We start from the raw sequence: 24,023 nt of genomic DNA, 5'->3' as shown, positions 1-24,023 counted from the left end.
CCCCTCGGATGACCCGTTCGCGTGCGTCGACGATCACCCGGCGGTCGCTGCTGATCGGTGGCATCGGCGTCGTCGCCGCTGGTGCAACCGCAGAGGCGGTCAACCTCGACCTGCTCCCGGGGCGGTCGACGATGTACCGCGTGCTCGGGCTCAACGGTGCCGACGGCACGATCCCCGACGTCGACCCGGTCCCCTCGGTCTCCGGCACCTTCGTGTCGGCGTCCAGGAAGGGGCGCACGGTCGGCTGGACCATCGCCGCCCCGGCGTCGGACACCCCGTTGCCCGTCGCCGTCGCGCTGCACGGCTACGGCGACGACCACGCGTCGTTCTTCGGGCGGGAGCTCGGCTGGGACCGGTTCCTCGCGGCGCACATCTCGGACGGTGGGGCGCCCTTCGCGATCGCCTCGATCGACGGCGGCAACCGGTACTGGCACCACCGGTCGGACGGGGACGACCCTGCAGCGATGGTCGTCGACGAGTTCCTGCCTCGGATCGCACGGCGCGGGTTCGACACCGACCGGCTCGCGCTGACCGGGTACTCGATGGGCGGGTTCGGTGCCCTCCGGCTCGGCGGGGTGCTCGGTGCATCCCGCGTCCGCGCGGTGTCGGCGATCAGCCCCGCACTCTGGACGTCAGCAGCGGACACCGCGCGCGGCGCCTTCGACGACGCGGCCGACTTCCGCGCGAACACCGTCCTCGGTCGGCAGCGCGCGCTCGACGGGGTCGCGGTGCGCGTCGACTGCGGCAACGGCGACGGGTTCGCGCCGGCGGTCCACACCTACGTCGACGGGTTCGACGCGCCACCGGCGGGGGGCTTCGAACCTGGCGCGCACACCCACGGCTATTGGCGGCGCCTCGCGCCGCAGCAGCTCGCGTTCCTCGCTCGCCACCTCGGTCGCTGACCCGAGTCGCGCCCTGGACGCGCGTCGAGACGGACGGGAGGCCCGTGGCGGCCCCGCACCGGGCCTCCCGTCCGTCGACCGGTCGCGACCACGGCACGCGGAACGTGACGAGGAGCGCTCAGGCGCGCCCGCGGTTCCGGCGCCGGATCTCCTTCGGAGCCCGACCGGCCATGAAGGACCTCGCAGGGTCGACGAGGAACCCCTGTCGCAGGGCCTCTCGTCCGACGAGCATCCGGAACCCCATCTGGTCACGGTTGCTCAGGGTGACCTCGGACTCGACGGCACGCCCCGCCAGGGTGATCGTGGTGAGCACGACGATGCGTTCCTGGGTGTGCCCGGTCGAGCTGCGGATGACGCGCCGGTCGTGCACGGCGCACTCGATCGTGACGGCGTCGGCATCGGTGTCCTGCCAGGGGTGCACCGAGAACCGCACCCGGTCGCCGGGCAGTTCCTCGAGGTCGAACGCGTGCAGCGCCGAGCTCCGCGCACCGGTGTCGAGCTTGACCTTGATCCACGGCAGCCCGAGGTCCGGCAGGCCGGCCCACTCGCGCCAGCCGGCGACGACGAGCCCGCCGTCGGGGGACTTCGGAGCACGCGCCATGGCCCCATCTTGTCGTACGCCCGACGGCAGTGTCCGCGTGCTTTGATGGACCGTCGCCGTCGATCCGACCCCGCGGAGAACCCCTCGATGAAACTCGCCATCCTGTCGCGCGCCCCGCAGGCGTACTCCACCCAACGCCTCCGTGCGGCAGCGCTGGACCGCGGTCACGAGGTCAAGGTGCTGAACACCCTGCGCTTCGCGATCGACCTGTCCGGCGAGGACCCGGACCTGCTCTACCGCGGCAAGCTCCTGTCCGACTACGACGCCGTCCTGCCCCGGATCGGCAACTCGATCACCTACTACGGCACCGCGGTCGTGCGGCAGTTCGAGCAGATGGACGTCTACACGCCGAACACCGCGACGGGCATCACGAACTCACGGGACAAGCTCCGGGCGAACCAGATCCTGTCCCGGCACCACATCGGCATGCCCGCGACGACGTTCGTGAACAGCCGGGCCGACGTCCGCGGCGCGATCGAGCGGGTCGGCGGCGCTCCGGTCGTCATCAAGCTGCTCGAGGGCACGCAGGGCATCGGGGTGATTTTGGCGCCGGAGGAGAAGGTCGCCGAGTCCATCGTCGAGACCCTGCACTCGACGAAGCAGAACGTCCTGATCCAGTCGTTCATCTCGGAGAGCCGTGGCCGCGACATCCGCGCGCTCGTCGTCGGCGACCGGGTCGTGGCCGCGATGCGCAGGACGGCGTCGGGGGACGAGTTCCGGTCCAACGTGCACCGCGGCGGCACGGTCGAGAAGGTCACGCTGTCGCCCGAGTACGAAGCGGTGGCTGTCCGGTCGGCGCAGATCATGGGCCTCAAGGTCGCCGGCGTCGACATGCTCGAGGGCAACGACGGCCCACTGGTGATGGAGGTCAACTCGTCACCGGGGCTCGAGGGCGTCGAGCGTGCGACGGGCCTCGACGTCGCCGGCGCGATCATCGACTTCATCGGCAACCAGGTCGCCTTCCCGGAGATCGACGTGCGCCAGCGGCTCAGCGTCTCGACCGGCTACGGCGTCGCCGAGCTGCTCGTGCACACCAACGCCGACCTGGTCGGGAAGACGATCAAGGAGTCCGGGCTCTGGGACCGGGACATCACCGTGCTGACCCTGCACCGGGGCGCGACCGTCATCCCGAACCCGCGCAGTGGGGTGACGCTGCAGGCAAGTGACCGGCTGCTCTGCTTCGGCAAGCTCGAGGAGATGCGCTCGATGGTGCCGGATCGTCGACGCCGTCGGAGCACGATCCGGAAGCTCCCGAAGGACGCCTGACACCGCGCGTCCAGCCGAGCCGGACTGCACACACAGGCGAAATGAGGAAGTATGTGTCGGTGACGATCATGACGGAACGGCCGGTCGACCAGGCAGCGAACGGGCAGCGGGCGGCGAGCAGTGAACCCGAGCAGCCCGGCAACGCCACGGCGAAGCACCACAACGTCTCGCTGCTGTCCGTGGCGACGACCACCGCCGAACGCGTGACGACCTCTGCTGACATCGAGGCCCGGCTCCGCGGCGTGCTCCGTCGACTCCGTCTGCCGATGGGCCTGCTCGAGCGCGTCGCCGGTGTGATCGAGCGTCGCAACTGGGGCGAGGGCCAGACCTTCCAAGACGCCGCCATCGACGCCGGTCGTCGTGCGATGGCCGAGGCGGGTGTGCGTCCCGACGAGATCGGGCTGCTCATCAACACCTCGGTGACCCGTCCGCACCTCGAGCCGTCGGTCGCCGTGCGCCTGCACCACGGGCTCGGCCTGCCGTCGTCCGCCATCAACTTCGACATCGCGAACGCGTGCCTGGGCTTCGTCAACGCCATGAGCGTCGCGGCGGGCATGATCGACTCCGGTCAGATCAAGTACGCGCTCGTCGTCGACGGCGAGGACGCCGACCAGGTGCAGCTCAACACCATCGACCGTCTGAACCAGGGCGGACGGAACCGCAAGGACTTCATGAGCGAGTTCGCCAGCCTGACCCTCGGGTCCGGCGCCGCGGCCGCCGTGCTCGGCCCGGCGGACCTGCACCCCGAGGGCCACCGGATCGTCGGCGGCGTCACCCGCGCCGCGACCCAGTGGTACGACCTGTGCGTCGGCAGCGTGGACGGCATGTTCACGGACGCCAAGATGCTGCTCAAGGGCGGCATGGAGCTCGTCGTCGCCGCGTGGACCGAGGCCCGCGCCCACTTCGACTGGGCGAACATGGACCGCTACGTCCTGCACCAGGTCTCCGACGTGCACACCAACGCGTTCGTCGAGGCCATCGGCATCCCGCGCGACAAGGTCCCCACCACCTACCAGCGGTTCGGCAACGTCGGTCCGGCGTCGATCCCGATCACCCTGGCAGACGAGGTCGAGTCCGGCGGCATCCGCCGCGGCGACCGCGTGTTCCTGGGCGGGGTCGGCTCCGGCATCAACACGGCGATGATGGAACTGCACTGGTGAGGTCCCGGCTTCCCCGCGTCGCCGCGAGCACGGCTCCGGCGACGCAGCCGCCCTCCCTGCCCGGTCTCGACCCGGCGTGGTCGCGCCTGGTGACGGTTCCCGCGTGGTCCGGGGATCGGACGGGAGGAACGGATCGCGCCGCGCGCACCTGGCACCTCCTCGACACGGCCGGGTCTCTGGCCGCGCTCGGCGTGGAGCCGGTCGGCACCATCCTGTGCGTGCACGGCAACCCGACGTGGTCGTACCTGTGGCGGTCGGTGCTCCGCACCTCGCTCGAGGTCGCCCGCGCCGGTGGCCCGGCGTGGCGCGTGGTCGCCGTCGACCAGCTCGACATGGGCTTCTCGGAGCGCACCGGCGTCGAACGGGGGCTGCCGCAGCGCGTCGCGGACCTCGGTGCCCTGACCGACGAACTCGGACTGACCGGCCCGGTCGTCACCCTCGGCCACGACTGGGGCGGCGTGGTGTCGCTCGGGTGGGCGGTCGACCACCCCGACGTCCTGGCCGCCGTCATGACGTGCAACACCGCCGTGCACCAGCCCGACGACGCCCCGATCCCCGCGCCGCTGCGGCTCGCCCTGGGCCCGGGGCTGCTCGGCCGAGCGACCGTCGTGACGCCGGCGTTCCTCGAGACGACGCTCGGCATCGCGCACCCGAAGCTCGAGCGTGCCGTGGCCGACGGCTACCGTGCGCCCTACCGCGGTGCCGCCCGACGCGGCGGCATCGGGGGATTCGTCGCGGACATCCCCGTCGACGCCCGCCACCGGAGCGCGCCCGAGCTCGACCGCATCGCCGCGGGTGTGGCGGCGCTCGACGTGCCGGCGCTGCTGCTCTGGGGCCCGCGCGACCCCGTGTTCCTCGAGCGCTACCTCGACGACCTGTCCGAGCGGCTGCCGCACGCCGACGTGCACCGCTTCGAGGGTGCCGGCCACCTGCTGCCCGACGACGCCGACGTGGCGGGCGCGGTGTTCGACTGGATCGGCGACCGCCTGTCGGGCGGGAGCGTCCCCGACGACGCCACCCCGGGCCTCCCGTCCGCTCCCGACCAGCGCGCGGACGTGAGCCGCCCGCTCGGCGCCGCGCTCGACGACCTGCGTGACAGCGACGAACCCGCGCTGGTCGAGATGGCCGCTGCCGGCGGGCCCCGCACGATCACGTGGCGCCTGCTCGCACGTCGGGTGGACGAGATCGCCGCCGGGTTGGACGACCTTGGTGTCCGGAGCGGCGACCGTGTCTCGCTCCTCGTCACCCCCGGCGCCGACCTGACCGCCGTGCTGTACGCCTGTGTCCGGATCGGCGCGGTCGTCGTCGTGGCGGATGCCGGGCTGGGCCTGCGCGGCCTGACCCGCGCGGTGCGCGGGGCCCGGCCCGACTGGATCATCGGCGCGCTGCCCGGACTCGGAGCCGCCCGTGCGCTCGGCTGGCCGGGTCGGCGGATCGCGACCGTCCCGCTGCCCGCCCCCGCTCGGCGTGCCCTGCGCGTGGAGCACACGCTGGTCGACGTCGCCCGGCGCGGCGCCCGTCGACTCGCCCACGGGACGTCGCTCCCCACGGTGCCGACGTCCGACGCTCCGGCAGCGATCCTGTTCACCTCCGGGTCGACCGGTCCGGCGAAGGGCGTCGTGTACACGCACGGACAGCTCGGAGCCGTCCGCGACGTCCTGGCGACCCAGTACGACATCGGTGTCGGCACCGGGCTCGTCGCGGGCTTCGCGCCCTTCGCCCTGCTCGGTCCCGCCCTCGGGGCGCGGTCGGTGGCTCCGGACATGGACGTCACCGCGCCCCGCACCCTGACGGCCCGTGCCGTGGCGGCCTCGGTGGCCGCGGCCGACGCGACCGTGGTGTTCCTGTCACCAGCGGCACTGGCGAACGTCGTGGCGACGGCGTCGGCGCTGGACGGTGCCGACCGTGCAGCGCTCGCACGCGTCCGGCTGTTCCTGTCGGCGGGTGCCCCGGTGTCCGCCGCGCTGCTCACCGCGGCGACGGAGCTGATGCCGAACGCGAGCGCGCACACCCCCTACGGCATGACCGAGGGACTGCTCATGACCGACGTCGACCTGGACGGCGTCCGTTCCGCTGCGGCCTCGGACGACGAGGGCATCTGCGTCGGCGCTCCGGCGGCGAACGTCCGGGTGCGGATCGCGCCGCTCGACGCCTCGGGTGCCGCGACCGGGGCGCTGACCGACTCGGCGGGCGTCACCGGCGAGATCGTCGTCGCAGCACCGCACGTGCGCGACCACTACGACCGGCTGTGGCGGACGAACCGGGTCGCGCGACTCGGCGTCGAGGACCCGCGCGGCCACCGCACCGGCGACGTCGGACACCTGGACGCCTCCGGGCGCCTCTGGGTCGAGGGGCGGATGCAGCACGTGCTCACCACCCCCGACGGCGTCGTCACCCCGGTCGGACCGGAGCAGCGCATCGAGGGCGTACCCGGGGTCGGTCGTGCCGGCGTCGCAGGGATCGGCCCGCGCGGAACGCAGCAGGTCGTCGCCGTGGTCGAGACCACGAGCGGACGGCAGGCCAGTCGTCCCGCCCTGGCGTCGCCGGCGTTGGCCGCGTCGGTCCGGGCCGCTGCCGGGGTCCCCATCGCCGCGGTGCTGACCGTGCCGGTGCTGCCGACGGACATCCGGCACAACTCGAAGGTCGACCGCACCCGGCTGTCCCGCTGGGCGACCGCGGTGCTGTCCGGTGGACGGATGACGCGGCCGTGAAGGTGCTGGTGACCGGGGCCAGCGGGTTCCTCGGGCAGGCCACCGCCGCAGCCGTGCGCGACGCCGGGCACGAGGTCCGCACGTTCCAGCGGCGGCCCTCTGGGGTCGCGGGCGTGCAGGACGTCGCCGGCACGATGACCGACCACGCTGCGGTGGCCCGTGCGGTCGAGGGGGTCGACGCCGTCGTGCACCTCGCCGCCAAGGTCTCCCTGGCCGGTGACCCTGCCGACTTCGCTCGCGTTAACGTCGACGGCACCCGAGCGCTCGTCGACGCCGCACGCCGTGCCGGTGCCCGGCGGTTCGTGTTCGTGTCGTCACCGTCGGTCGCGCACACCGGGTCGTCGCTGGTCGGCGCCGGAGCGGGCGTCGCCGAACCCTCGCGTGCGCGTGGCGACTACGCCCGCACGAAGGCCGCGGCCGAACTGCTCGCGCTCGACGCCGACGCTCCCGAGTTCGCCGTCGTCGCCGTCCGGCCGCACCTGGTGTGGGGGCCGGGGGACACGCAGCTGATCGGCCGCATCGTCGAGCGGGCACGGGCCGGACGGCTCCCGCTGCTCGACTCCGGGGCCGCCCTGATCGACACCCTCTACGTCGACAACGCCGCCTCGGCCATGGTCGCGGCGCTCGAGCACGCGGCGGACGACGACGTGCACGGCAACGCCTACGTCGTGACGAACGGCGAGCCCCGGCCCGTCGCGGACCTGCTCGCCGGGATCTGTGCGGCCTCGGGCGTCGCAGCACCGCGGTGGCACCTGCCAGCAGCGGTAGCACGGGTTGCGGGGTCCCTGGTCGAGGCCGTGTGGCGGGTGCGTCCGGGGCAGGACGAGCCGCCGATGACCCGGTTCCTCGCCGAGCAGCTCTCGACGGCGCACTGGTTCGATCAGCGCCGCACCCGTGCCGACCTGCAGTGGGCGCCTTCGGTGTCGATCGACGAGGGCCTCGCGCGCCTGGCGGACGCGGCCCGAGTCTCGGCGGCGGCTCAGACCTCGTCGGCCGCCACGTAGACCCAGGCCGACAGGCCCGAGGTGAGCTCGACCCGGATGCGCTGGTAGTCCGCGACCTCGTAGCCGTCGACCGCGCGGAGCTGCCACTCGTAGCCGAGGGTCAGGGTCGACCCCTCGACGACGTCGTCCGCAGTGCCGCGGCGGAGGATCGGGTGCAGGTCCGAACCGCTGGTCCGGACGACCTCGGGGTCGGTGATCGCCACCCAGTCGAGCCTCCAGCCGGGCAGCGTGTCCGGGGTGGTGGGCACGTGGTCGCCGAACAGTGACTCCTGCACGAGCGGCTGCCGCAGCGTGCCGTACGAGAACACCCGGTGCGTCTCACCCGGACGCGGCGTCGGGCGCCTGATGGGCCGGGGAGCGATCGTCGGGGTCGAGGTCCAGACGAGCGCGCCCGCGACCCCGGTCAGTCCGAGGTGGAGCAGCCCGACGACGACGAGGAGGATCCCCCAACCGGCGCCGACGGCGATCGCGATGATGCCGACGACGAGACAGACGAGCGCGAACGCGCCAAGACCGATGACCCAGCGCTGGCCGGGGGAGAGACGCTTCACGTCGCGAGGGTAGCGGACGCGAGGCCCGGATCACGCGCGCCGATCGGCGCAGGTGATCCGGGCCTCCCGGTCGTCAGCTGTGCCGCTTGGCGGCCTTGGCGATCTTCTTGCCCAGCTTCTTGCGGGCCTTGCGGGCGTGCGGGTCGTTCCACGCCTTGCGGACGGTCTCGCCCTTGGACGTCTTGATCACCGGACGGTTCGCGCGCGAGCCGAACCAGAACCCGACGAGGACGATCAGGCCGATGACGATGATGCGGTTGCGCATGGTGGGACTCCTTGGTCGGTGGTGCAGGTGCCGGCGGTTCAGCCGGTGAAGCGTTGCCAGAGCTCGGTGACGATGGGCCACACGTCGCCGGCACGGTCGGCTGAGCCGACGGCCACCAGGACCACGGGGACGATCGTGACGGCGATGCTCACCAGCACGGCGAGCACGACGGCGATCGTCGCCGTGGTGGTGTGCCGCCGGGTGAGGGCCAGCGCGAGGAGCGCCAGCACGACGACCAGGCCGAGCACCGCGACGACCGTCACCCGCAGGAACGGGAACGGGACGAGGCCCGCGGTGGTTGCCGTGACGCCGCCGAGGAAGCCGACCAGGGGCAGGAACGCCCCGAGCAGGACCCCGGCGACCAGGACCACGCCGATGCCACCCGCGATCCACACGCCGCGTGGCCGGGGCCGTCGGTCGCGGGGCCGACGACCGCCGGACCAGGCGGTGGTCACGGGCGGTCCGCGGCCGGCGTCGTCGGCTGGTCGGCGTCGCGGGCGGCTGCCCGCGCTGCATCACTGGCGTCGGCCGCAGCATCGGCAGCGTCCTGTGCGGCGTCCTCGGCGGAGTCGGCGGCACGCACCGCTGCGTCGGCGGCGGTCTCACCGGCCGGGTCGGAGGTCGCAGCGGTGTCGTCTGCCGCAGCGGCCGTCCGTGCGCGGTCGGCTGCGTCGCGGGCGGTGTCCGCGGCGTCCCGGGCGCCCTCCGACGCCCGGTCGAGTGCGTCCGACGCGGCGTCGTGCACACGGCCAGCCGTGTCGGTCGTCGCGTCGACGGCCCGCTCCGCTGCGTCCGCGGTCGCGTCGGCGGCACGCTTCGTGGCGTCGGCGCTGGCGGCAGCGGCACGCTTCGTCGTGTCCGCGGTGGCGTCGGCTGCGCGTCGAGCGGTGTCGACCGTCGCGTCGGCTGCACGCTTGGTCGCGTCCGCGGTGGCCTCCGCAGCCTGCTTCGTCACGTCGGCCGTGGCGTCCGCGGCGCGCTTCGTCGCCTCGGCGGTGGCGTCCGCTGCCTGCTTCGTGGCGTCGACGGTCGCGGATGCCACGCGCTTGGTGGTGTCGCTGGTCGCCTTCGCGGCGTCCTGCACCGCGTCGCCGACGGCAGTGACGGCACGCTCGACGGGCGAGGGTTCGTCGTCGAACGGTCCGTGCACGTCGAGGACGCGGACGTCCACCGTCGTCGGCTCGGTCGAGACCTGACCGGCGGCGGCGGTCACCTGTCGGCGCACCTCGTCGGCGACCTCGCGGACGTTCCGCGGGTAGGTGACGATCACGGAGACGTGCACCGCGAAGGTGCCGTCCTCGTCGTCGACCTGGACGCCGGCGGTGCCGGCGGAGCGGCCGAGCCGCTTCCGCAGTTCGTCGGCGGCTCGGGAGACGGTCCCGCCGAGGTGGTGCACGCCGGGCACACCGAGCGCCGTCTCCGCCGCGGTCCGCGCGATCAGCATCGCGGGGGTCGCGTCGTCGGGCAGCGGCTCCGTCAGTTCTGCGGGCAGGGCCACCTCGGTGACCTGCGTGTGCGCATGGGGGTCGTGCTGCATGGTTCCTCCTCGTTCGGGTCCGCGGGGACGCATCGGGGCACTCGACGTCGCGAGTGCCCCGACACGCATCGGGCGTCCTACTTCTTGAAGACGTCCTTGACGTCCTCGCCGGTCTGCTTGACGCTCGCGGAGGCCTGGTCCTTCTGGCCCTCGGCGACCTTGGAGTCGTCGTTCGTGGCCTTGCCCACGGCCTCCTTCGCCTTGCCGGCGAGGTCCTGTGCAGCGTTCTTGATCTTGTCGTCGAGTCCCATGACGGGTCCTTTCATCGGTCGGGCGTGCGCCCGGTGGTGGGTGTTGCGTGGGTCTTCGGTGGGCCGGGAGGCCCGGGGTCGCGTCCGGCTGACGGGTGTCAGTGGACGCGGGTCGACTTCGCGAGCGCCGAACGGGTTCCACCGGTGAGGTGGACCAGGACGGGCACCTGGCGACCGAGCGTGCGGTCGAGGACCGCGACGGCGCGGTCGACGGCGTCGAGCACCGAGACGGCGTCTCCGCCGCGGCGGACCGCGACGCGGATGCGAGCGGCACGCTGCTTGCGCACCAGGTAGGTGTCGACGCGGGAGCCGACGACGTCGCGGACACCGGCGAGCTCGTGCTCGACGACGTCGCGGACGAGGGCGACGTTCACCGTGACGGCGTCCTCACCCGAGCGTTCGCGGACGGCGACGGACGTGCCGCCCCCTCCGCGGGTGAACACCCAGACGAGGGCGAGCACGATCACGACGGCGCAGGCGACGGCGACGATCCAGAGCGAGGACGCGGGGACGTCCAGGTTGCTCGGCAGGTCGACGTAGGGCTTGACCGCGTCCTGCACGGCGGGCAGCACACCCGCGCCGATGGTGAGACCGACGACGACGGCGACGAGGCCGAGGACGAAGAGGATGATCCGGTTCATGGTCCGGTTGCTCTTGGTCATGCGAGGGTCCCCTTCTCGTCGATGCGGACGCGGATGTTCTGGCCGAAGCGTTCGTCGAGACCACTGAGGCGGTCGCGGACGGCCGCCTGCACGGCCTGCTCGTCGACCGGGATGCCGGTGACCGGCACGATCCGCACCTCGGTGCGGCGACCGCGCGCGGTTGCCGAGGCGTTGCCCTCGGGGACCCCCGCTGCCGTCCCGGCGGCGTTGGCCGCGGTCGAGGCGACGATGCGGGTGTCGATGACGACTGCGCCACGGTCGTGCTGGACGACCGAGCGGTGCTGACGACCCGGCTTGAGGGCCAGGACGATCAGCACGACGCCGAGGACCACGAGCACGACGGCGATGACCTCGGCGATCGTGACGAAGGCGGCGTCGGGCTGCAGTGCGGCGTCGACGGCGGTCTGCGGGTCGGCGAGGAGCGGGGGGCGCCCGATCGCCCGCAGGACCGACTCGGTGCCGATCCACGCGGCGAACAGTGCCAGGACCACCAGCGCCACGGCCACTGCGGTCGAGCGGGAGCGGTGCACGCTCCGACGACGGATGCGTCGTTCGACGGAACCGTTGCTCATGATGGTCTCCTAGCGGGTTCGGGACTCGCGCTCGCGCACGATCCCGGTGAGTTCGATGTGGGCACTGCCGACGCGTCGGCCGGTGAGTTCGCTCACGCGGCTCTTGACCTCGTCGGCGACCCGGGCCGAGCGGGCGACGAGGTCGTCGCCCGCGGCGATCGGGCCGGTGACGTCGAGGGACATCGCACCGGACGCGTCGCCGAGACCGACCCTGACCCGCTTGGCGGGGGCGCCGAGCCGTTCGGCTGCGACGGCCCGCGCCAGCGAGGTCAGTGCACGAGCGGTGATCTCGACGCGGCCCGGGACGACCGGGCCGGCGTTCACCGGGAGCTCCGGCGCCCGGTGAGCACGTCGGTCAGGGCGCCGCGGTCGATCTTGCCGGTGGCGAGGGCGGCCACGAGGGCGCCGATCGCACCGAAGACGATGACCAGGACGAAGCCCCAGAATCCGAACTGCAGTGCGACGACTGCGAGGACGGCGCCGATGAGGGCACCGATCAGTGTGTTGCTCATGCGACTCGCGCTTCCTTCTTCTCGTCGTTGTCGTTGTCGTCGTCGTCACCCGGGATGAAGACGTCCTGGACGGTGACGTTGACCTCGGCGACCTCCATGCCGACGATCTGCTCGAGGGCACGGGCGACGCTGCTGCGGACGCCGTCGGCGACCTGCTGGAGCGACACCGGGTACTCGGCGACGATGACGATGTCCGCGGCGACCTGCTTCTCGCCGACCTCGACCTTGACGCCCTGACCGAAGTCGCGCTGGCCGATCGCGTCGCGGAGCGCACCGATCGCACGGGCGGCGCCGCCACCGAGGGAGTGCACGCCGTTGACCTCGCGGGCCGCGATGCCGGCGACCTTCGACACGACGGTGTCGTCGATGACGGTCTTGCCGGTGACGCCGCTGTTCGAGCCGGCGTGCGAGGTGGTCCGGGCCGCTGCGGTGGTGGCCGGGGTGGTGGTGATGGAGTCAGCCATGGTTCGTTCCTTCCGATTGACCCGCCGGGCGTTCCCAGCGGTTGCTGTTCACGGATGAGACGGGCTGCACCAGAGATTCGTCACACATGACTTTCCTGATTCGGGAGAATTCCAGGGATCCGCGGAAACACGGGGATGTGGCTGTACCCCCTGGTCGTCCACTCAGGCGGTTTCGCGCGTTCCGTCCGCCGCGTTGCGTTCTGCAGCGGCGCGGATCGCCCGGGCGCACGTCATCGGGGACTCGCCTCGCTCGGCCCGGAAGAGCTGCTGCAGCCGTCGCGGCAGGACTCCGGCGGCGTCGGCGATCTCCTGCAGGGAGAGGTCCTCGGTGGCGTGCTGCTCGATGAAGGAGACGGCACGGCGGACGCGCCACGAGGACCGGCCGCTGTCGGGTCGTGCGGACAGTGAGGCGCGGCGGGTGGCGGCGGGGTCCTCGCCGAACCGCTCGCGGTAGGCGGTGGCGAACCGACCAGGGTTGGTGAAGCCCCACCGGCGCGCGACCACGGCGACACCGTCCGCGCTGGGGGATCGGTCGTCGCCGGTACGCAGGAGCTCGCTCCGGACCCGGTCGAGCCGGTGCTCGCGCAGGAACCGGTGCGGCGTCGAGTCCAGGGTGCGGGCGAACACGTCCTGCAGGCCGCGCTGGCTGAGCCCGCACGCCGCGGCGATCTCCGACACCGCCGGACGCTCGGCCGCGTGCCGTTCGACGTACCGGATGGCGTCGCGCAGGCGGTTCGCGACGGGGACGTCGTCACCGCGGTTGCGGATCGGGAAGGTGTCGAGCACGACGATCGCCAGCCGGCGGTTCAGCGCGGTCCGCATCGGACCGACCACGCGGTCGTCGACGAGTGCCGGGCCGAGCTCCCCGATGAGGTGGCGCAGCGGTTCGCGGCGGGCGATGACCTCGTCCTGCTGGTCGAACAGCAGCGGGCCGTCCGGAAGCCGGTAGCCGAGGTCGCGCCCGACGGTCCGCAGGAACGAGTCCGCGATGTGCACCCCGTTGTAGACCGTGCCGTCCGACTCGAAGCGGTACGCCTCGGACGCGCTGGCGATGTAGGGGCTGCCCGGCTCGACCACCCGCGTGCGGTCGGGGAAGTGCATCTCGAGCCGACCCTTGGTGAGCCAGAAGACCACGTGGTCCTCCCGAGCCCCGATGACCCCGCCGCGGCGACCGCCCTCGGCGCGCATGGTCCGCAGCGTGAGGTCGTCGTCGCCGACCACGGTGTACTCGTAGCGGGTGTCGTCCGTCGCGTACGTCTCGGAGGCGAAGCCGGACCCGTGGTACTCCGCCTCGAAGATGTCGGAGTAGTCCGAGCCGTCGCCGTCGGCGAACCGCAGCTTGCGGAAGCCGTTCGTCGTCGGATCGGTCATGGTCGAAATCATGACACCGACCGCGCGCCGAGGTGAATACCCGCGTTCGCGCACCGCCCGTCGCTCGGAGGGAATACCCTAGGGGGGTACCGTATTGAGCACCGTGGAGGCCACCATGCACGAACACGTCGGGTACATCGGCGACAAGGACGACCTGCTCAAGCGGCTCCGTCGCGCCGAGGGGCAGGTGCGCGGCATCGCCCGGATGGTCGAGGACGAGACGTACTGCATCGACGTCCTCACCCAGATCTCGGCGGCGAACCGGGCGCTCGAACGCGTGGCGCTCTCGCTGCTCGAGGACCACCTCAAGCACTGCGTCGCCGAGGCCGTCGCCGAGGGCGGCGACGCCGCGGACGAGAAGGTCCGCGAAGCGAGCCAGGCCATCGCCCGGCTCGTGCGCTCGTGACCCCCGCCCGCACCGGAACCACAGGAGGAGACACCGTGACCACCGAACTGCTGCTCGTCGAGGGCATGACCTGCGAACACTGCGTGATGAGCGTGACCGAGGAACTCACCGGACTCGAGGGGGTGTCCGACGTCGCCGTGGCGCTCGTCCCCGGCGGTGCCTCGTCGGTGACCGTCACCTCGGACGCACCCGTCGACCCCGAGGCGCTCCGCGGCGCGGTCGCCGAGGCGGGGTACGAGGTCGTGCCGTCGTGACGGAGGGCATCGTCGAACTCGACATCACGGGCATGACCTGCGCCTCGTGCGCGAACCGCATCGAACGGAAGCTGGGCAAGCTGCCCGGGGTCACCGCCACCGTCAACTACGCCACCGAGAAGGCGCAGGTGCAGGTCGCGGCCGACGGCACCGCCGACCCCGCGACCCTCATCGCCGCCGTCGAGTCCGCCGGGTACGGCGCGACCGTGCCCACCCCGCCCGCCGACACCACGGCCGACGCGGACACCGACGCCGACGACCCGACTGCCGCGCTGCGCCGTCGACTCGTCGTGTCCGCGGTCCTCGCCGTCCCGGTCGTCGTGCTCTCCATGGTGCCGGTCCTGCAGTTCCCGAACTGGCAGTGGCTCGCCCTGACGCTGGCGGCCCCCGTCGCGGTGTGGGGCGCGCTCCCGTTCCACCGTGCGGCCTGGGTGAACGCCCGACACGGCGCGGCGACCATGGACACCCTGGTGAGCGTGGGCGTGCTCGCGGCCTTCGGCTGGTCCCTGTACGCCCTCTTCTTCGGCGACGCCGGCACGACCGGCATGCACATGACCTTCTCGTGGATCGCGACCGACCCCGAGGCGACCGACCTGTACCTCGAGGTCGCCGCGGCCGTGACGGTGTTCATCCTGGCCGGCCGGTACATGGAGGCCCGCGCCAAGCGGCAGTCCGGAGCAGCCCTCCGCGCCCTGCTCGAACTCGGCGCGAAGGAGGCCACGGTGCGGCGGGACGGCGTCGAGCGGCGCGTCCCGGCGTCGGCCCTCGTCGTCGGGGACGTCGTCGTCGTGCGGCCGGGGGAGCGGATCCCGAGCGACGGCCTCGTGCAGGACGGGTCGTCGGCCGTCGACCGCAGCATGGTCACCGGCGAGTCCGTCCCCGTCGAGGTCGGACCGGGCGACCGGGTGACCGGTGCGACGATCAACGTCGGCGGCCGGCTCGTGGTCCAGGTCACCCGCGTCGGCGCCGACACCGAACTCGCCCGGATGGGGCGGCTCATCGAGGACGCGCAGACCGGCAAGGCCGACGTGCAACGCCTGGCCGACCGGGTGTCCGGCGTCTTCGTGCCGATCGTCATCGCGCTCGCCGTGCTGGCGTTCGTCGGCTGGCTCGTGCTCGGCGGTTCGGTCACGGCGGCGTTCACCGCAGCCGTCGCCACGCTCATCATCGCCTGCCCGTGCGCCCTCGGGCTCGCGACGCCGACCGCGCTGCTCGTCGGCACCGGCCGTGGATCGCAGCTCGGCATCCTGATCGGTGGGCCGCAGGTGCTCGAGCAGACCCGTGGCGTCGACACGATCGTGCTCGACAAGACCGGCACCGTCACCACCGGCGAGATGACCATGCGCGCGGTGACCTCCGCCGACGCCGCCCTCGACGAGGACGCCGTGCTCCGCCTCGCCGCGGCCGTCGAACACGGGTCCGAGCACCCCGTGGCCCGTGCGGTCGTCCGTGCGGCAGTGGCCCGGCACCTCGACGTCCCGACTGCCGAGCAGTTCGAGTCGACCCCCGGCGCCGGCGTGCAGGCCGTCGTGGACGGCGACGTCGTCCTCGTCGGCGGTACCCGCTGGCTGACCTCGTCGTGGGCGATCCCCGTCCCCGACGCGGTGACCGCGGCGATCACCGCCGCCGAGACCGACGGCGGGACCGCGGTCGTCGTGGCCCGGAACGGCAGCGTGCTGGGCGTCGTGGTCGTCGGTGACACCGTGAAGCCCGAGGCGGCCGACGCCGTCGCGCGGTTCGTGGCCCTCGGCCTCCACCCCGTCCTGCTCACCGGCGACAACGACGGAGCAGCCCGAGCCGTCGCCGCGCAGGTCGGCATCGACGAGGTGCACGCCCGCGCGACCCCGGCCGGCAAGCTCGACACCGTCCGTGGCATGCAGGCCCGGGGACGGAGCGTCGCCATGGTCGGCGACGGTGTCAACGACGCCGCGGCACTCGCCGCGGCCGACCTCGGCATCGCGATGGGCGCCGGCACCGACGCGGCGATCGCGGCCAGCGACATCACGGTCGTGAGCGGTCGGCTCACCGTCGTCGCCGATGCCGTCCGGCTGTCGCGGGCCACGCTCGGCATCATCAAGGGCAACCTGTTCTGGGCGTTCGCGTACAACGTGGCGGCGATCCCGCTCGCGATGGCGGGGCTGCTCAACCCGGTGCTCGCCGGCGCCGCCATGGCGTTCTCGTCCGTCTTCGTCGTGACGAACAGCCTGCGGCTGCGTCGTTTCGCACCCCGGCCCTGAGGCCGACCACCCGCCGGACGTGACGCGCGCAGCGAACGCAGCCCGCGCCTCCCGTCCGGCGGTGCGCACCACGGTGCCGACGGCACTACGCTCGAAGACGGTCCGCGACGCACTGGTGCGGTGACCTGCGGGCTGTACGTCTCGAACGTGATCCCAGGAGGACCGAAGTGACCGAATCCGCTCCCGTCGACCCCACATCGACCGAAGGCTGGAAGAAGCTCGACGGCATCGCCGCCGACTTCACCCCTGACCTGCGCGGGTGGTTCGACAGCGACCCCGGCCGTGCCGAGCAGTACACGTTCCAGGCAGCCGACCTGACCGTGGACCTGTCGAAGGGCCTCGTCACCGACGAGATCCTCGCCGCCCTGCTGCAGGTGGCGAAGGACACCGGCGTCGCCGAGCGCTTCCAGGCGATGATCGCCGGTGAGCACATCAACGTCACCGAGGACCGCGCCGTGCTGCACACCGCGCTCCGCCGTCCGAAGGCGACCGAAGGCCTCGTCCCGGCGGCCCCGCTGACCGTCGACGGCCAGGACGTCGACGCCGACGTGCACGCCACGCTCGACAAGGTCTACGGCTTCGCGTCGCAGGTGCGCGACGGCTCGTGGACCGGTGTCACCGGCAAGCGCATCGAGACCGTCGTCAACATCGGCATCGGCGGATCGGACCTCGGCCCGGTCATGGTCTACGAGGCGCTCAAGCCCTACGTCCAGCCCGGCCTCGAAGCCCGCTTCGTGTCGAACATCGACCCGGCGGACATCTACGAGAAGACCGCGGACCTCGACCCCGAGACCACGCTGTTCATCGTCGCGTCGAAGACCTTCGGCACGCTCGAGACCCTGACCAACGCTCGTCTCGCCCGCCAGTGGCTGTGGGAAGAGCTCGGCCTGACCGACGCCGCCGACGACGAGAAGAAGAACGCCGTCGCCAAGCACTTCGTCGCCGTCTCCACCGCCCTCGACAAGGTGGAGGCCTTCGGCATCGACCCCGAGAACGCCTTCGGGTTCTGGGACTGGGTGGGCGGCCGCTACTCGGTCGACTCGGCCATCGGCACGAGCGTCATCGTCGCGATCGGTCAGGAGAACTGGGAGCAGTTCCTCGCCGGGTTCCACGCCATCGACGAGCACGTCCGCACCACGCCGCTCGAGCAGAACGTCCCCGTCCTGATGGGCCTGCTCAACGTCTGGTACACGAACTTCCTCGGCGCCCAGAGCCACGCGGTCCTGCCGTACACGCAGTACCTGCACCGCTTCGCCGCGTACCTGCAGCAGCTCACCATGGAGTCGAACGGCAAGCGCGTCCGCTGGGACGGTTCGCCCGTCACCACCGAGACCGGCGAGGTCTTCTGGGGCGAGCCCGGCACGAACGGCCAGCACGCGTTCTACCAGCTCATCCACCAGGGCACCCGCCTGATCCCGGCCGACTTCATCACGGTCGCGAACCCGGCCCGTCCGCTCAAGGACGAGACCGGTGACGGCAAGGGCGTCGCGCCCGGCACCGACGTGCACACGCTGTTCCTGGCGAACTTCTTCGCGCAGACGAAGGCGCTGGCGTTCGGCAAGAGCGCCGACGAGGTCCGCGCCGAGGGCACCACCGATGAGGGCATCGTCGCGGCGCGCACGTTCCCGGGCAACAAGCCGACGACGTCGATCCTGGCGCCGGAGCTCACCCCGAGCGTGCTCGGCCAGCTCATCGCGCTCTACGAGCACATCGTGTTCACCGAGGGCACCATCTGGGGCATCGACTCGTTCGACCAGTGGGGCGTCGAGCTCGGCAAGCAGCTGGCGCTGCAGGTCACGCCGGCCGTCGAGGGCGACCAGGCCGCGCTCGACGCGCAGGACGCCTCGACCAAGGCGCTCATCGCGAAGTACCTGGAGCTGCGCAAGTAGCGACGCACCCACCTGCGAGACGGGAGGCCCGTGGCGGATCCGCCACGGGCCTCCCGTCCGTCTCGTGCGTGCTGTCAAAGCGACAGCTGCGTGCCCTGGGTTGTCGTCAGGCCTGCGAAAGCGACAGATGTGCGCCGATGTTCATCGGAGATGTGTCGCTTTCGCAGAGGCCCCACTGCGAGACCGCCCCGCACCACCGGAACGATGCCCGAGACTCGTGGTCAGCGGCCGAGCGGGTCGAGGTTGAGGGTCGTGCCCTCGTACAGGTGCTGGTCCTGGCCGAAGACCTGCACGCCCTCGTTCAGCCACACGAGGTCCCGGACGGTGATGCCGAACCGCGCGGCGACGTCACCGATGAGGTCGCCCGGTGCGACGGTGTACGCCGCCGGAGCCCCGGCGGCGGTCGTCCCCGCGACGGCCCCGGCCGCGTTCGCACGGGTTCCGGCGTCCTTCGGGTGCACGTTCGTCTGCCGTGCGGGCACCGACCACCGCACGGTCGACACCGCGAGGACCTTGCCGGCCGCGATCTCCACGGGGACGTCCTGTCCCGGTGCCGCCGCCGAGGACACGACGAGGGTGCCGAGGTGCGACGGGTCGACCCCGGAGCCGCTCAGCGGGACGTCCACCGCGGTCGCCGCACTGGTCGGGCCGCCGAGGACCCGGTCGCCGACGCCGGGGTAGGTCAGCCCGTCGCCGACCGCACGCGGCAGGTCGAACAGCCCGACGCCGACCGGCACCGGCAGCGTCGAGGTGAAGCCGGAGTACTGCGCGGTGAAGGTGTCGTCGCCGTTCGCGATCACCCGGAAGTGGAAGTGGATGCTGCCCTTCGGCGATGCGACGTCCCCCTGCGCGAGGACGGTGCCCGCGGGGATCGGCGTGAGTGTCGGCGCGGGCGCGGCGGACTCGGTCGGCTCCGGGGTCGGCGTGCGCGGGTTCGCCGAGGCCTCGAGCAGGTCGGATGCGGACTCGCCGTCGGGTGTCGCGGACGGGGTGTCGCTCGGGGTCGTGGTCGTCGACGGCGTCGAGGGTGCCGGCAGGGGATCCGGCCCGCGCAGCAGGGAGCACCCCGACACCGCCACCGTCGCGGCCAGGACGACAGCGATGGCGCCGATCCGGTTCATGATTCCCCCTCAGGTCGATGCTAACCCGGTGGCAGCTCGGTGTCGGTCGGAGCGGCTACGGTCGAGGCCATGGAGCGTTCGGAGATCCTCGCCGCGGCTGCCGCCGCGCACGCCGCCCGCATCGCCGAGGAAGGCGGTGACGACGGTGCCGCGCGCGAACGGGCCGACAGCGTCCGCCGCCGAGCCGACGGCCTCACCGACCGGTACGACACGGTCGAGGGCACGAGTGGCGAGTCCGACGCGCGCGACGCCGCACGCCGGCGTGCGGCCGAGGCCGACCGTGCGGCCTCCCGGACCGAGGGCGTGCTGTCCGACTGGCACCGGATGGGCACGCGACGCGGTGTGACGCCCGACGCCCAGGTGCGCACGGCGTGGACCGTGACCGGGGTGCCCGAGCGCGGCGACGCCCGGGCACTGGCGAACGTCTTGCTCTCGACCGCGGGGCACGCGGGTCGCGTCGCCGATGCCGCGCGACGCAACCCGGCGCTCTCCGGTGCCGCCAGCGCAGCGGCCCGGCGGACGGTGCGCCGGTACACGGACCACGGTGCGGACATGGCCTCGCTCGGGGATGTGCTGGGGGACAGCCCGGAGCCCGACGAGTCCTGACGCGGGCTCGGAGTGCGTTGGAGCGCTCCCGTTCTGATCAGGTGTTATGTGGACCGATCCAATCGTCCTGACGACAGAATGTCCAATTGACAGGACATGGATTCGGGTTACCATCGGTGCACGCACTGAAGCGCGATCACCGACGAAGGAGTCACCGAATGGTCGACATCAAGCCGACAGCCCCGACTGTCGCACTGCCCCCGATCGGGACCGGACCGCACCGCCGACGCCTCGGCGTCCTGGCCCTGGTCGCCACGTTCGGCGGACTGCTCTTCGGGTACGACACCGGTGTCATCAACGGTGCCCTGAACCCGATGAAGGCCGAGCTCGGTCTCACGAACTTCACCGAGGGCGTCGTCACCAGCTCCCTGTTGTTCGGTGCCGCGATCGGCGCCATGCTCGGCGGCCGCATCGCCGACGGGTGGGGCCGCCGCAAGACGATCATCGCCCTCGCCGTGACGTTCTTCCTCGGCACGCTCATCTGCGTCGTCGCCCCGACGTTCGGAGTGATCGTCGTCGGCCGCGTGCTCCTCGGCCTCGCGGTGGGTGGTGCATCGACCGTCGTCCCGGTGTTCCTCGCCGAACTCGCCCCGTACGAGATCCGCGGTTCGTTGTCCGGCCGCAACGAGCTCATGATCGTGATCGGGCAGCTCGCCGCGTTCGTGGTCAACGCCATCATCGGCAACCTCTGGGGTGAGGGCAACGGTGTCTGGCGCGTCATGCTCGCCGTCTGCGCGCTCCCCGCCATCGCACTCTTCGTCGGCATGCTCCGGGTGCCGGAGTCGCCGCGTTGGCTCGCGTCGAAGGGGCGGTACGACGAAGCGCTGTCCGTCCTGCAGCAGGTCCGGACCACGGAGCGTGCGACCGCCGAGCTCGACGACATCAAGCGGAGCAACGACCTCGAGGCGAAGGCCGATCGGGTCAGCGGATGGCAGACGCTGCGCGGGAACAAGTGGCTCATCCGCATCGTGCTCATCGGTGCCGGGCTCGGCGTGGCCCAGCAGCTCACCGGCATCAACTCGATCATGTACTACGGCCAGACCGTCCTCATCGAGTCCGGGTTCCAGGCGTCGGCGGCCCTCATCGCGAACATCGCCCCCGGCGTGATCGCCGTGGTCGGTGGCGTCATCGCGCTGTACAACATGGAGAAGATCAACCGCCGGACGACCCTGATCATCGGGTTCTCGCTCACGACGGTCTGCCACTTCCTGATCGGCATCGCCTCGGTCGCGCTGCCCGAGGGCAACCCGGCCCGCCCGTGGGTGATCCTGTTCCTCGTCGTCGCGTTCGTCGGCTCGATGCAGACCTTCCTGAACATCGCCGTGTGGGTGGTGCTGTCGGAGATCTTCCCGACGCAGATCCGCGCGCTCGGCATGGGCATCTCGGTGTTCTGCCTCTGGATCGCGAACGCGTTCCTCGGGCTGTACTTCCCGACGATCGTCGCCGCGACCGGCATCACCGGCACGTTCTTCGGATTCGGCATCGTCGGTCTGCTCGCGCTGCTCTTCATCTGGAAGTTCGTGCCGGAGAGCCGTGGTCGCACCCTCGAGGAAGTGGAAGAGGGCGTCACCACCGGCAACATCTTCACCGTCCCCGACAAGGCGTCGCGCCGCTAGACGCAACGACGGACAGACGGGAGGCCCGGTGCCAGCTGGCACCGGGCCTCCCGTCCGTCCTGTGCTCGCGTCACGGGCGCAGGAGCACCTTGCCGACGCGGCCAGCGGTGTCCGAGGCGCGGACGGCGTCGCGGACCTGCTCGAAGGCGAAGGTCTCGGCGACGGGGAGCGTCAGCGAGCCGTCGAGCACGCGGGTGATGAGCTCACCGAAGAGCTGCCCCTTCGTCTCGGCCGGCATCGTCTTGCTGACGACGGAGCCCCAGAAGCCCTTCACGGTGAGCTGGCCGAAGATGACCTTGCCCGACGGGATCTCGAGCGTCGGCGACGCCATCGCGCCGAAGACGACGAGGGTGGCGTTCTCGCCGAGCACCGATGCGATGTCGCCGGCGGCCTTGCCGCCCACGGACTCGACGCCTGCGACGATCGGAGCGCCTCCGGTGATCGCGGCGACCTGGTCCTTCCAGTCGTCCGCGTCGGTGGCGACGATGCGCTCGATGCCCTGCTCGCGCAGCTCCTCGACACCGGCGGCGCGACGCACCAGGCCGATGACGTTGATGCCGCGGGCTGCACCGAGCTGGGCGACCATGCGGCCGACCGCGCCGTTCGCGGCGTTCTGGATCAGCCAGTCGCCCTCGTGCAGGTCGAGCGAGTGCAGCAGGCTGATCGCGCTGAACGGCATCGAGACGAGCTGTGCGGCGGCCTCGTCGGACATCGCGTCCGGGACCGGGACGAGTCCGGCGGCGTTCGCGGTGTAGTACTCGGCCCAGACGCCGAAGGCGCCGCCGGCGACGCGCTGGCCGACCGTCAGGTTCGTGACGCCCTCGCCCAGTGCCTCGACGACACCGAGCGCCTCGGTGCCGGACGCTGCGGGCAGCTCGGGCTTGAAGCCGTAGGTGCCGCGGACGGTCCACAGGTCGTGGTTGTGGATGGGGGAGAGGACCGTGCGGACGAGGACCTCGCCGGCGCCGGGCGTCGGGACGGGGCGCTCCTGCACCTCGAGGACGTCGGCGGGCTCGGCGAAGGTCTCGTGGACGACGGCGCGCATGGTGGTGGGGGTGGTGCTCATGGGTCAGTCCTCCGAGACGACGATGGTGACGTCGATGTTGCCGCGGGTCGCGTTCGAGTACGGGCAGACCTGGTGGGCTGCGTCGGCGAGGGCCTGGGCCTGGTCGTGCTCCAGGCCGGGGATGACGACCTCGAGCATGACGGCGAGCTGGTAGCCGCCGTTGCCGTTCGGGCCGATCGACACGCGACCGCCGACGGACGAGTCGGTGATCTTCACCTTCTGGCTGCGGGCGACGCCCTGCAGTGCGGAGTGGAAGCAGGCGGCGTAGCCGGCGGCGAACAGCTGCTCGGGGTTGGCGCCGTTGCCGGAGCCACCCATCTCCTTCGGGATGGCGAGGTCGAACTCGACCGTGCCGTCGCTCGTGGCGACGTGGCCGTTGCGGCCTTCGCCGGTGGCCAGGGCCTCGGCGGTGTAGAGGGTTTCCATGGTGTTCCTTCCTTCGTGGGGTCAGTGGTCCGTGACGGCGCGATCGGGGGCGTCCGCCGCGGCGTGCATCGTCTCGGTCAGCCGGTGCAGGGTCGCGATGAGTTCGGCGGCGGCCCGCTCGTCGGCCAGGCCCATGCCGGCGGCGATGCGTGCGGGGATGCCGCTCAGCTCGGACCGGAGCTCGCGCCCGCGGTCACCCACGGTCACGGTGACGACGCGCTCGTCGGCGCTGCGGCGCTCACGGCGGACCAGGTCGCTCTGCTCCATGCGACGGAGCAGTGGCGAGAGGGTGCCGGAGTCGAGCTGCAGGTGTTCCCCGAGGCTCGAGACGGTCTGGTCGCCCTCGACCCACAGGGTGACGAGCACCAGGTACTGCGGGTAGGTCAGGCCCCAGGGCTCGAGCATCGTGCGGTACGCCTGCGTGGTCGCGCGGCTCGCTGCGTAGAGGGAGAAGCACACCATCTCGTCGGTCACGGGCATGGCGTCAGCCTGTCACGCAACCCGGTTGTGCACAACTCATCGCAGCGGATGCTCAGGTCACGACGAACACGCCGACGGCCCGGACGGTTAGGC

General features: G+C 72.0%; 27 protein-coding genes. 11 read left to right on the top strand and 16 right to left on the bottom strand.

What is annotated here, in order from left to right; genetic code table 11:
• Nucleotides 1–8 precede the first annotated feature (8 nt).
• A complete protein-coding gene (locus ACVKXF_RS14340; protein WP_456796121.1) occupies nucleotides 9–902 on the top strand; it encodes an alpha/beta hydrolase in 894 nt (297 codons plus the stop codon).
• A gap of 118 nt (nucleotides 903–1,020) precedes the next feature.
• Here the strand turns inward: ACVKXF_RS14340 and ACVKXF_RS14335 are convergent, their stop codons facing one another.
• A complete protein-coding gene (locus ACVKXF_RS14335; protein ID WP_123314290.1) occupies nucleotides 1,021–1,503 on the bottom strand; it encodes an ATP-dependent zinc protease family protein in 483 nt (160 codons plus the stop codon).
• Between the two features lie 87 nt (nucleotides 1,504–1,590).
• Between ACVKXF_RS14335 and rimK the strand changes: the two genes are divergently transcribed.
• From rimK to ACVKXF_RS14315, 4 genes are read left to right on the top strand one after another with little or no spacing between them, the layout of a single operon-like run.
• Nucleotides 1,591–2,769, top strand: coding sequence for a 30S ribosomal protein S6--L-glutamate ligase (rimK, locus tag ACVKXF_RS14330; protein WP_123314388.1), 1,179 nt, complete (start codon nucleotides 1,591–1,593; stop codon nucleotides 2,767–2,769).
• 53 nt (nucleotides 2,770–2,822) lie between these two features.
• Nucleotides 2,823–3,929, top strand: coding sequence for a 3-oxoacyl-ACP synthase III (locus ACVKXF_RS14325; RefSeq protein ID WP_123314289.1), 1,107 nt, complete (start codon nucleotides 2,823–2,825; stop codon nucleotides 3,927–3,929).
• A complete protein-coding gene (locus ACVKXF_RS14320; RefSeq protein WP_456796120.1) occupies nucleotides 3,926–6,640 on the top strand; it encodes an alpha/beta fold hydrolase in 2,715 nt (904 codons plus the stop codon). Before ACVKXF_RS14325 ends, ACVKXF_RS14320 begins: the two co-directional genes overlap by 4 nt.
• On the top strand, nucleotides 6,637–7,644 hold the full coding sequence (locus tag ACVKXF_RS14315; protein ID WP_456796119.1) for an NAD-dependent epimerase/dehydratase family protein: 1,008 nt from the start codon (nucleotides 6,637–6,639) through the stop codon (nucleotides 7,642–7,644). The genes ACVKXF_RS14320 and ACVKXF_RS14315 overlap by 4 nt, the downstream gene beginning before the upstream one ends.
• Here the strand turns inward: ACVKXF_RS14315 and ACVKXF_RS14310 are convergent.
• From ACVKXF_RS14310 to ACVKXF_RS14260, 11 genes are all read right to left on the bottom strand, one after another.
• A complete protein-coding gene (locus ACVKXF_RS14310; protein ID WP_260233164.1) occupies nucleotides 7,620–8,195 on the bottom strand; it encodes a gamma-glutamylcyclotransferase family protein in 576 nt (191 codons plus the stop codon). The two genes, ACVKXF_RS14315 and ACVKXF_RS14310, sit on opposite strands and share 25 nt — an antisense overlap.
• A gap of 73 nt (nucleotides 8,196–8,268) precedes the next feature.
• A complete protein-coding gene (locus ACVKXF_RS14305; RefSeq protein ID WP_123314286.1) occupies nucleotides 8,269–8,460 on the bottom strand; it encodes a hypothetical protein in 192 nt (63 codons plus the stop codon).
• Nucleotides 8,461–8,498: 38 nt separating this feature from the next.
• Nucleotides 8,499–8,915: an MFS transporter permease gene (locus tag ACVKXF_RS14300; protein ID WP_456796118.1), complete on the bottom strand. Its 417-nt coding sequence runs from the start codon at nucleotides 8,913–8,915 to the stop codon at nucleotides 8,499–8,501.
• Nucleotides 8,912–9,997, bottom strand: coding sequence for an Asp23/Gls24 family envelope stress response protein (locus tag ACVKXF_RS14295; RefSeq protein ID WP_456796117.1), 1,086 nt, complete (start codon nucleotides 9,995–9,997; stop codon nucleotides 8,912–8,914). Before ACVKXF_RS14295 ends, ACVKXF_RS14300 begins: the two co-directional genes overlap by 4 nt.
• Before the next feature lie 77 nt (nucleotides 9,998–10,074).
• Nucleotides 10,075–10,248 (bottom strand): CsbD family protein, encoded by a 174-nt coding sequence (locus tag ACVKXF_RS14290; protein ID WP_123314283.1) that lies wholly within the window; start codon nucleotides 10,246–10,248, stop codon nucleotides 10,075–10,077.
• A gap of 98 nt (nucleotides 10,249–10,346) precedes the next feature.
• The gene (locus tag ACVKXF_RS14285; protein WP_123314282.1) at nucleotides 10,347–10,910 is read right to left on the bottom strand and encodes a hypothetical protein; all 564 of its coding nucleotides are present in this window, start codon (nucleotides 10,908–10,910) and stop codon (nucleotides 10,347–10,349) included.
• Entirely contained in the window at nucleotides 10,907–11,482 is a 576-nt protein-coding gene (locus tag ACVKXF_RS14280; protein WP_456796116.1) for a DUF6286 domain-containing protein, read from the bottom strand. Before ACVKXF_RS14280 ends, ACVKXF_RS14285 begins: the two co-directional genes overlap by 4 nt.
• Before the next feature lie 9 nt (nucleotides 11,483–11,491).
• Nucleotides 11,492–11,806, bottom strand: a complete 315-nt coding sequence (locus ACVKXF_RS14275) for a hypothetical protein (RefSeq protein ID WP_123314280.1) — start codon at nucleotides 11,804–11,806, stop codon at nucleotides 11,492–11,494.
• On the bottom strand, nucleotides 11,803–11,994 hold the full coding sequence (locus tag ACVKXF_RS14270) for a DUF2273 domain-containing protein (RefSeq protein ID WP_123291766.1): 192 nt from the start codon (nucleotides 11,992–11,994) through the stop codon (nucleotides 11,803–11,805). Before ACVKXF_RS14270 ends, ACVKXF_RS14275 begins: the two co-directional genes overlap by 4 nt.
• Complete coding sequence (locus ACVKXF_RS14265) at nucleotides 11,991–12,458, bottom strand: Asp23/Gls24 family envelope stress response protein (RefSeq protein WP_111084754.1); 468 nt, start codon at nucleotides 12,456–12,458, stop codon at nucleotides 11,991–11,993. Before ACVKXF_RS14265 ends, ACVKXF_RS14270 begins: the two co-directional genes overlap by 4 nt.
• 162 nt (nucleotides 12,459–12,620) lie before the next feature.
• The gene (locus tag ACVKXF_RS14260; protein WP_456796115.1) at nucleotides 12,621–13,829 is read right to left on the bottom strand and encodes a helix-turn-helix domain-containing protein; all 1,209 of its coding nucleotides are present in this window, start codon (nucleotides 13,827–13,829) and stop codon (nucleotides 12,621–12,623) included.
• Nucleotides 13,830–13,944: 115 nt separating this feature from the next.
• Here ACVKXF_RS14260 and ACVKXF_RS14255 point away from each other — a divergent pair, with 115 nt between their 5' ends.
• From ACVKXF_RS14255 to pgi, 4 genes are all read left to right on the top strand, one after another.
• Nucleotides 13,945–14,235 carry a metal-sensitive transcriptional regulator gene (locus ACVKXF_RS14255; RefSeq protein WP_111084793.1) on the top strand — a complete coding sequence of 97 codons (291 nt, stop codon included), beginning with the start codon at nucleotides 13,945–13,947 and terminating at the stop codon, nucleotides 14,233–14,235.
• A 35-nt stretch (nucleotides 14,236–14,270) separates the two neighbouring features.
• Nucleotides 14,271–14,489 (top strand): heavy-metal-associated domain-containing protein, encoded by a 219-nt coding sequence (locus tag ACVKXF_RS14250; RefSeq protein WP_260233163.1) that lies wholly within the window; start codon nucleotides 14,271–14,273, stop codon nucleotides 14,487–14,489.
• Nucleotides 14,486–16,726, top strand: a complete 2,241-nt coding sequence (locus tag ACVKXF_RS14245) for a heavy metal translocating P-type ATPase (protein WP_456796114.1) — start codon at nucleotides 14,486–14,488, stop codon at nucleotides 16,724–16,726. The genes ACVKXF_RS14250 and ACVKXF_RS14245 overlap by 4 nt, the downstream gene beginning before the upstream one ends.
• Nucleotides 16,727–16,893: 167 nt before the next feature.
• A complete protein-coding gene (gene pgi / locus ACVKXF_RS14240) occupies nucleotides 16,894–18,615 on the top strand; it encodes a glucose-6-phosphate isomerase (RefSeq protein ID WP_456796113.1) in 1,722 nt (573 codons plus the stop codon).
• 221 nt (nucleotides 18,616–18,836) lie between these two features.
• On the opposite strand, the gene ACVKXF_RS14235 is transcribed toward pgi, so the two are convergent.
• On the bottom strand, nucleotides 18,837–19,736 hold the full coding sequence (locus ACVKXF_RS14235; protein ID WP_456796112.1) for a LysM peptidoglycan-binding domain-containing protein: 900 nt from the start codon (nucleotides 19,734–19,736) through the stop codon (nucleotides 18,837–18,839).
• Between the two features lie 69 nt (nucleotides 19,737–19,805).
• Between ACVKXF_RS14235 and ACVKXF_RS14230 the strand changes: the two genes are divergently transcribed.
• On the top strand, nucleotides 19,806–20,342 hold the full coding sequence (locus ACVKXF_RS14230) for a hypothetical protein (RefSeq protein WP_123314275.1): 537 nt from the start codon (nucleotides 19,806–19,808) through the stop codon (nucleotides 20,340–20,342).
• A gap of 158 nt (nucleotides 20,343–20,500) precedes the next feature.
• Nucleotides 20,501–21,958, top strand: coding sequence for a sugar porter family MFS transporter (locus ACVKXF_RS14225; RefSeq protein WP_123314274.1), 1,458 nt, complete (start codon nucleotides 20,501–20,503; stop codon nucleotides 21,956–21,958).
• 70 nt (nucleotides 21,959–22,028) lie between these two features.
• Here the strand turns inward: ACVKXF_RS14225 and ACVKXF_RS14220 are convergent, their stop codons facing one another.
• Genes ACVKXF_RS14220 through ACVKXF_RS14210 form a run of 3 tightly spaced genes read right to left on the bottom strand, consistent with a single transcriptional unit; the run spans nucleotide 22,029 to nucleotide 23,930 of the window.
• Nucleotides 22,029–23,003 (bottom strand): zinc-binding dehydrogenase, encoded by a 975-nt coding sequence (locus tag ACVKXF_RS14220; protein ID WP_111084791.1) that lies wholly within the window; start codon nucleotides 23,001–23,003, stop codon nucleotides 22,029–22,031.
• 24 nt (nucleotides 23,004–23,027) lie between these two features.
• Entirely contained in the window at nucleotides 23,028–23,450 is a 423-nt protein-coding gene (locus tag ACVKXF_RS14215) for an organic hydroperoxide resistance protein (protein WP_071406102.1), read from the bottom strand.
• Nucleotides 23,451–23,471: 21 nt separating this feature from the next.
• Nucleotides 23,472–23,930, bottom strand: a complete 459-nt coding sequence (locus ACVKXF_RS14210) for a MarR family winged helix-turn-helix transcriptional regulator (RefSeq protein ID WP_456796111.1) — start codon at nucleotides 23,928–23,930, stop codon at nucleotides 23,472–23,474.
• Between the last annotated feature and the right edge of the window lie 93 nt (nucleotides 23,931–24,023).

Source organism: Curtobacterium sp. PvP017 (assembly GCF_054060195.1).
This window is presented reverse-complemented; position numbering and strand designations above follow the sequence as displayed.

Excerpts from the sequence above, each read along its gene's own strand:
- ACVKXF_RS14340 (WP_456796121.1), top strand. The coding sequence starts at position 9 with ATGACCCGTTCGCGTGCGTCGACGATCACCCGGCGGTCGCTGCTGATC.
- ACVKXF_RS14335 (WP_123314290.1), bottom strand. The coding sequence starts at position 1,503 with ATGGCGCGTGCTCCGAAGTCCCCCGACGGCGGGCTCGTCGTCGCCGGC.
- rimK (WP_123314388.1), top strand. The coding sequence starts at position 1,591 with ATGAAACTCGCCATCCTGTCGCGCGCCCCGCAGGCGTACTCCACCCAA.
- ACVKXF_RS14305 (WP_123314286.1), bottom strand. The coding sequence starts at position 8,460 with ATGCGCAACCGCATCATCGTCATCGGCCTGATCGTCCTCGTCGGGTTC.
- ACVKXF_RS14295 (WP_456796117.1), bottom strand. The coding sequence starts at position 9,997 with ATGCAGCACGACCCCCATGCGCACACGCAGGTCACCGAGGTGGCCCTG.
- ACVKXF_RS14290 (WP_123314283.1), bottom strand. The coding sequence starts at position 10,248 with ATGGGACTCGACGACAAGATCAAGAACGCTGCACAGGACCTCGCCGGC.
- ACVKXF_RS14285 (WP_123314282.1), bottom strand. The coding sequence starts at position 10,910 with ATGACCAAGAGCAACCGGACCATGAACCGGATCATCCTCTTCGTCCTC.
- ACVKXF_RS14280 (WP_456796116.1), bottom strand. The coding sequence starts at position 11,482 with ATGAGCAACGGTTCCGTCGAACGACGCATCCGTCGTCGGAGCGTGCAC.
- ACVKXF_RS14270 (WP_123291766.1), bottom strand. The coding sequence starts at position 11,994 with ATGAGCAACACACTGATCGGTGCCCTCATCGGCGCCGTCCTCGCAGTC.
- ACVKXF_RS14265 (WP_111084754.1), bottom strand. The coding sequence starts at position 12,458 with ATGGCTGACTCCATCACCACCACCCCGGCCACCACCGCAGCGGCCCGG.
- ACVKXF_RS14260 (WP_456796115.1), bottom strand. The coding sequence starts at position 13,829 with ATGACCGATCCGACGACGAACGGCTTCCGCAAGCTGCGGTTCGCCGAC.
- ACVKXF_RS14255 (WP_111084793.1), top strand. The coding sequence starts at position 13,945 with ATGCACGAACACGTCGGGTACATCGGCGACAAGGACGACCTGCTCAAG.
- ACVKXF_RS14235 (WP_456796112.1), bottom strand. The coding sequence starts at position 19,736 with ATGAACCGGATCGGCGCCATCGCTGTCGTCCTGGCCGCGACGGTGGCG.
- ACVKXF_RS14230 (WP_123314275.1), top strand. The coding sequence starts at position 19,806 with ATGGAGCGTTCGGAGATCCTCGCCGCGGCTGCCGCCGCGCACGCCGCC.
- ACVKXF_RS14225 (WP_123314274.1), top strand. The coding sequence starts at position 20,501 with ATGGTCGACATCAAGCCGACAGCCCCGACTGTCGCACTGCCCCCGATC.
- ACVKXF_RS14220 (WP_111084791.1), bottom strand. The coding sequence starts at position 23,003 with ATGCGCGCCGTCGTCCACGAGACCTTCGCCGAGCCCGCCGACGTCCTC.
- ACVKXF_RS14215 (WP_071406102.1), bottom strand. The coding sequence starts at position 23,450 with ATGGAAACCCTCTACACCGCCGAGGCCCTGGCCACCGGCGAAGGCCGC.
- ACVKXF_RS14210 (WP_456796111.1), bottom strand. The coding sequence starts at position 23,930 with ATGCCCGTGACCGACGAGATGGTGTGCTTCTCCCTCTACGCAGCGAGC.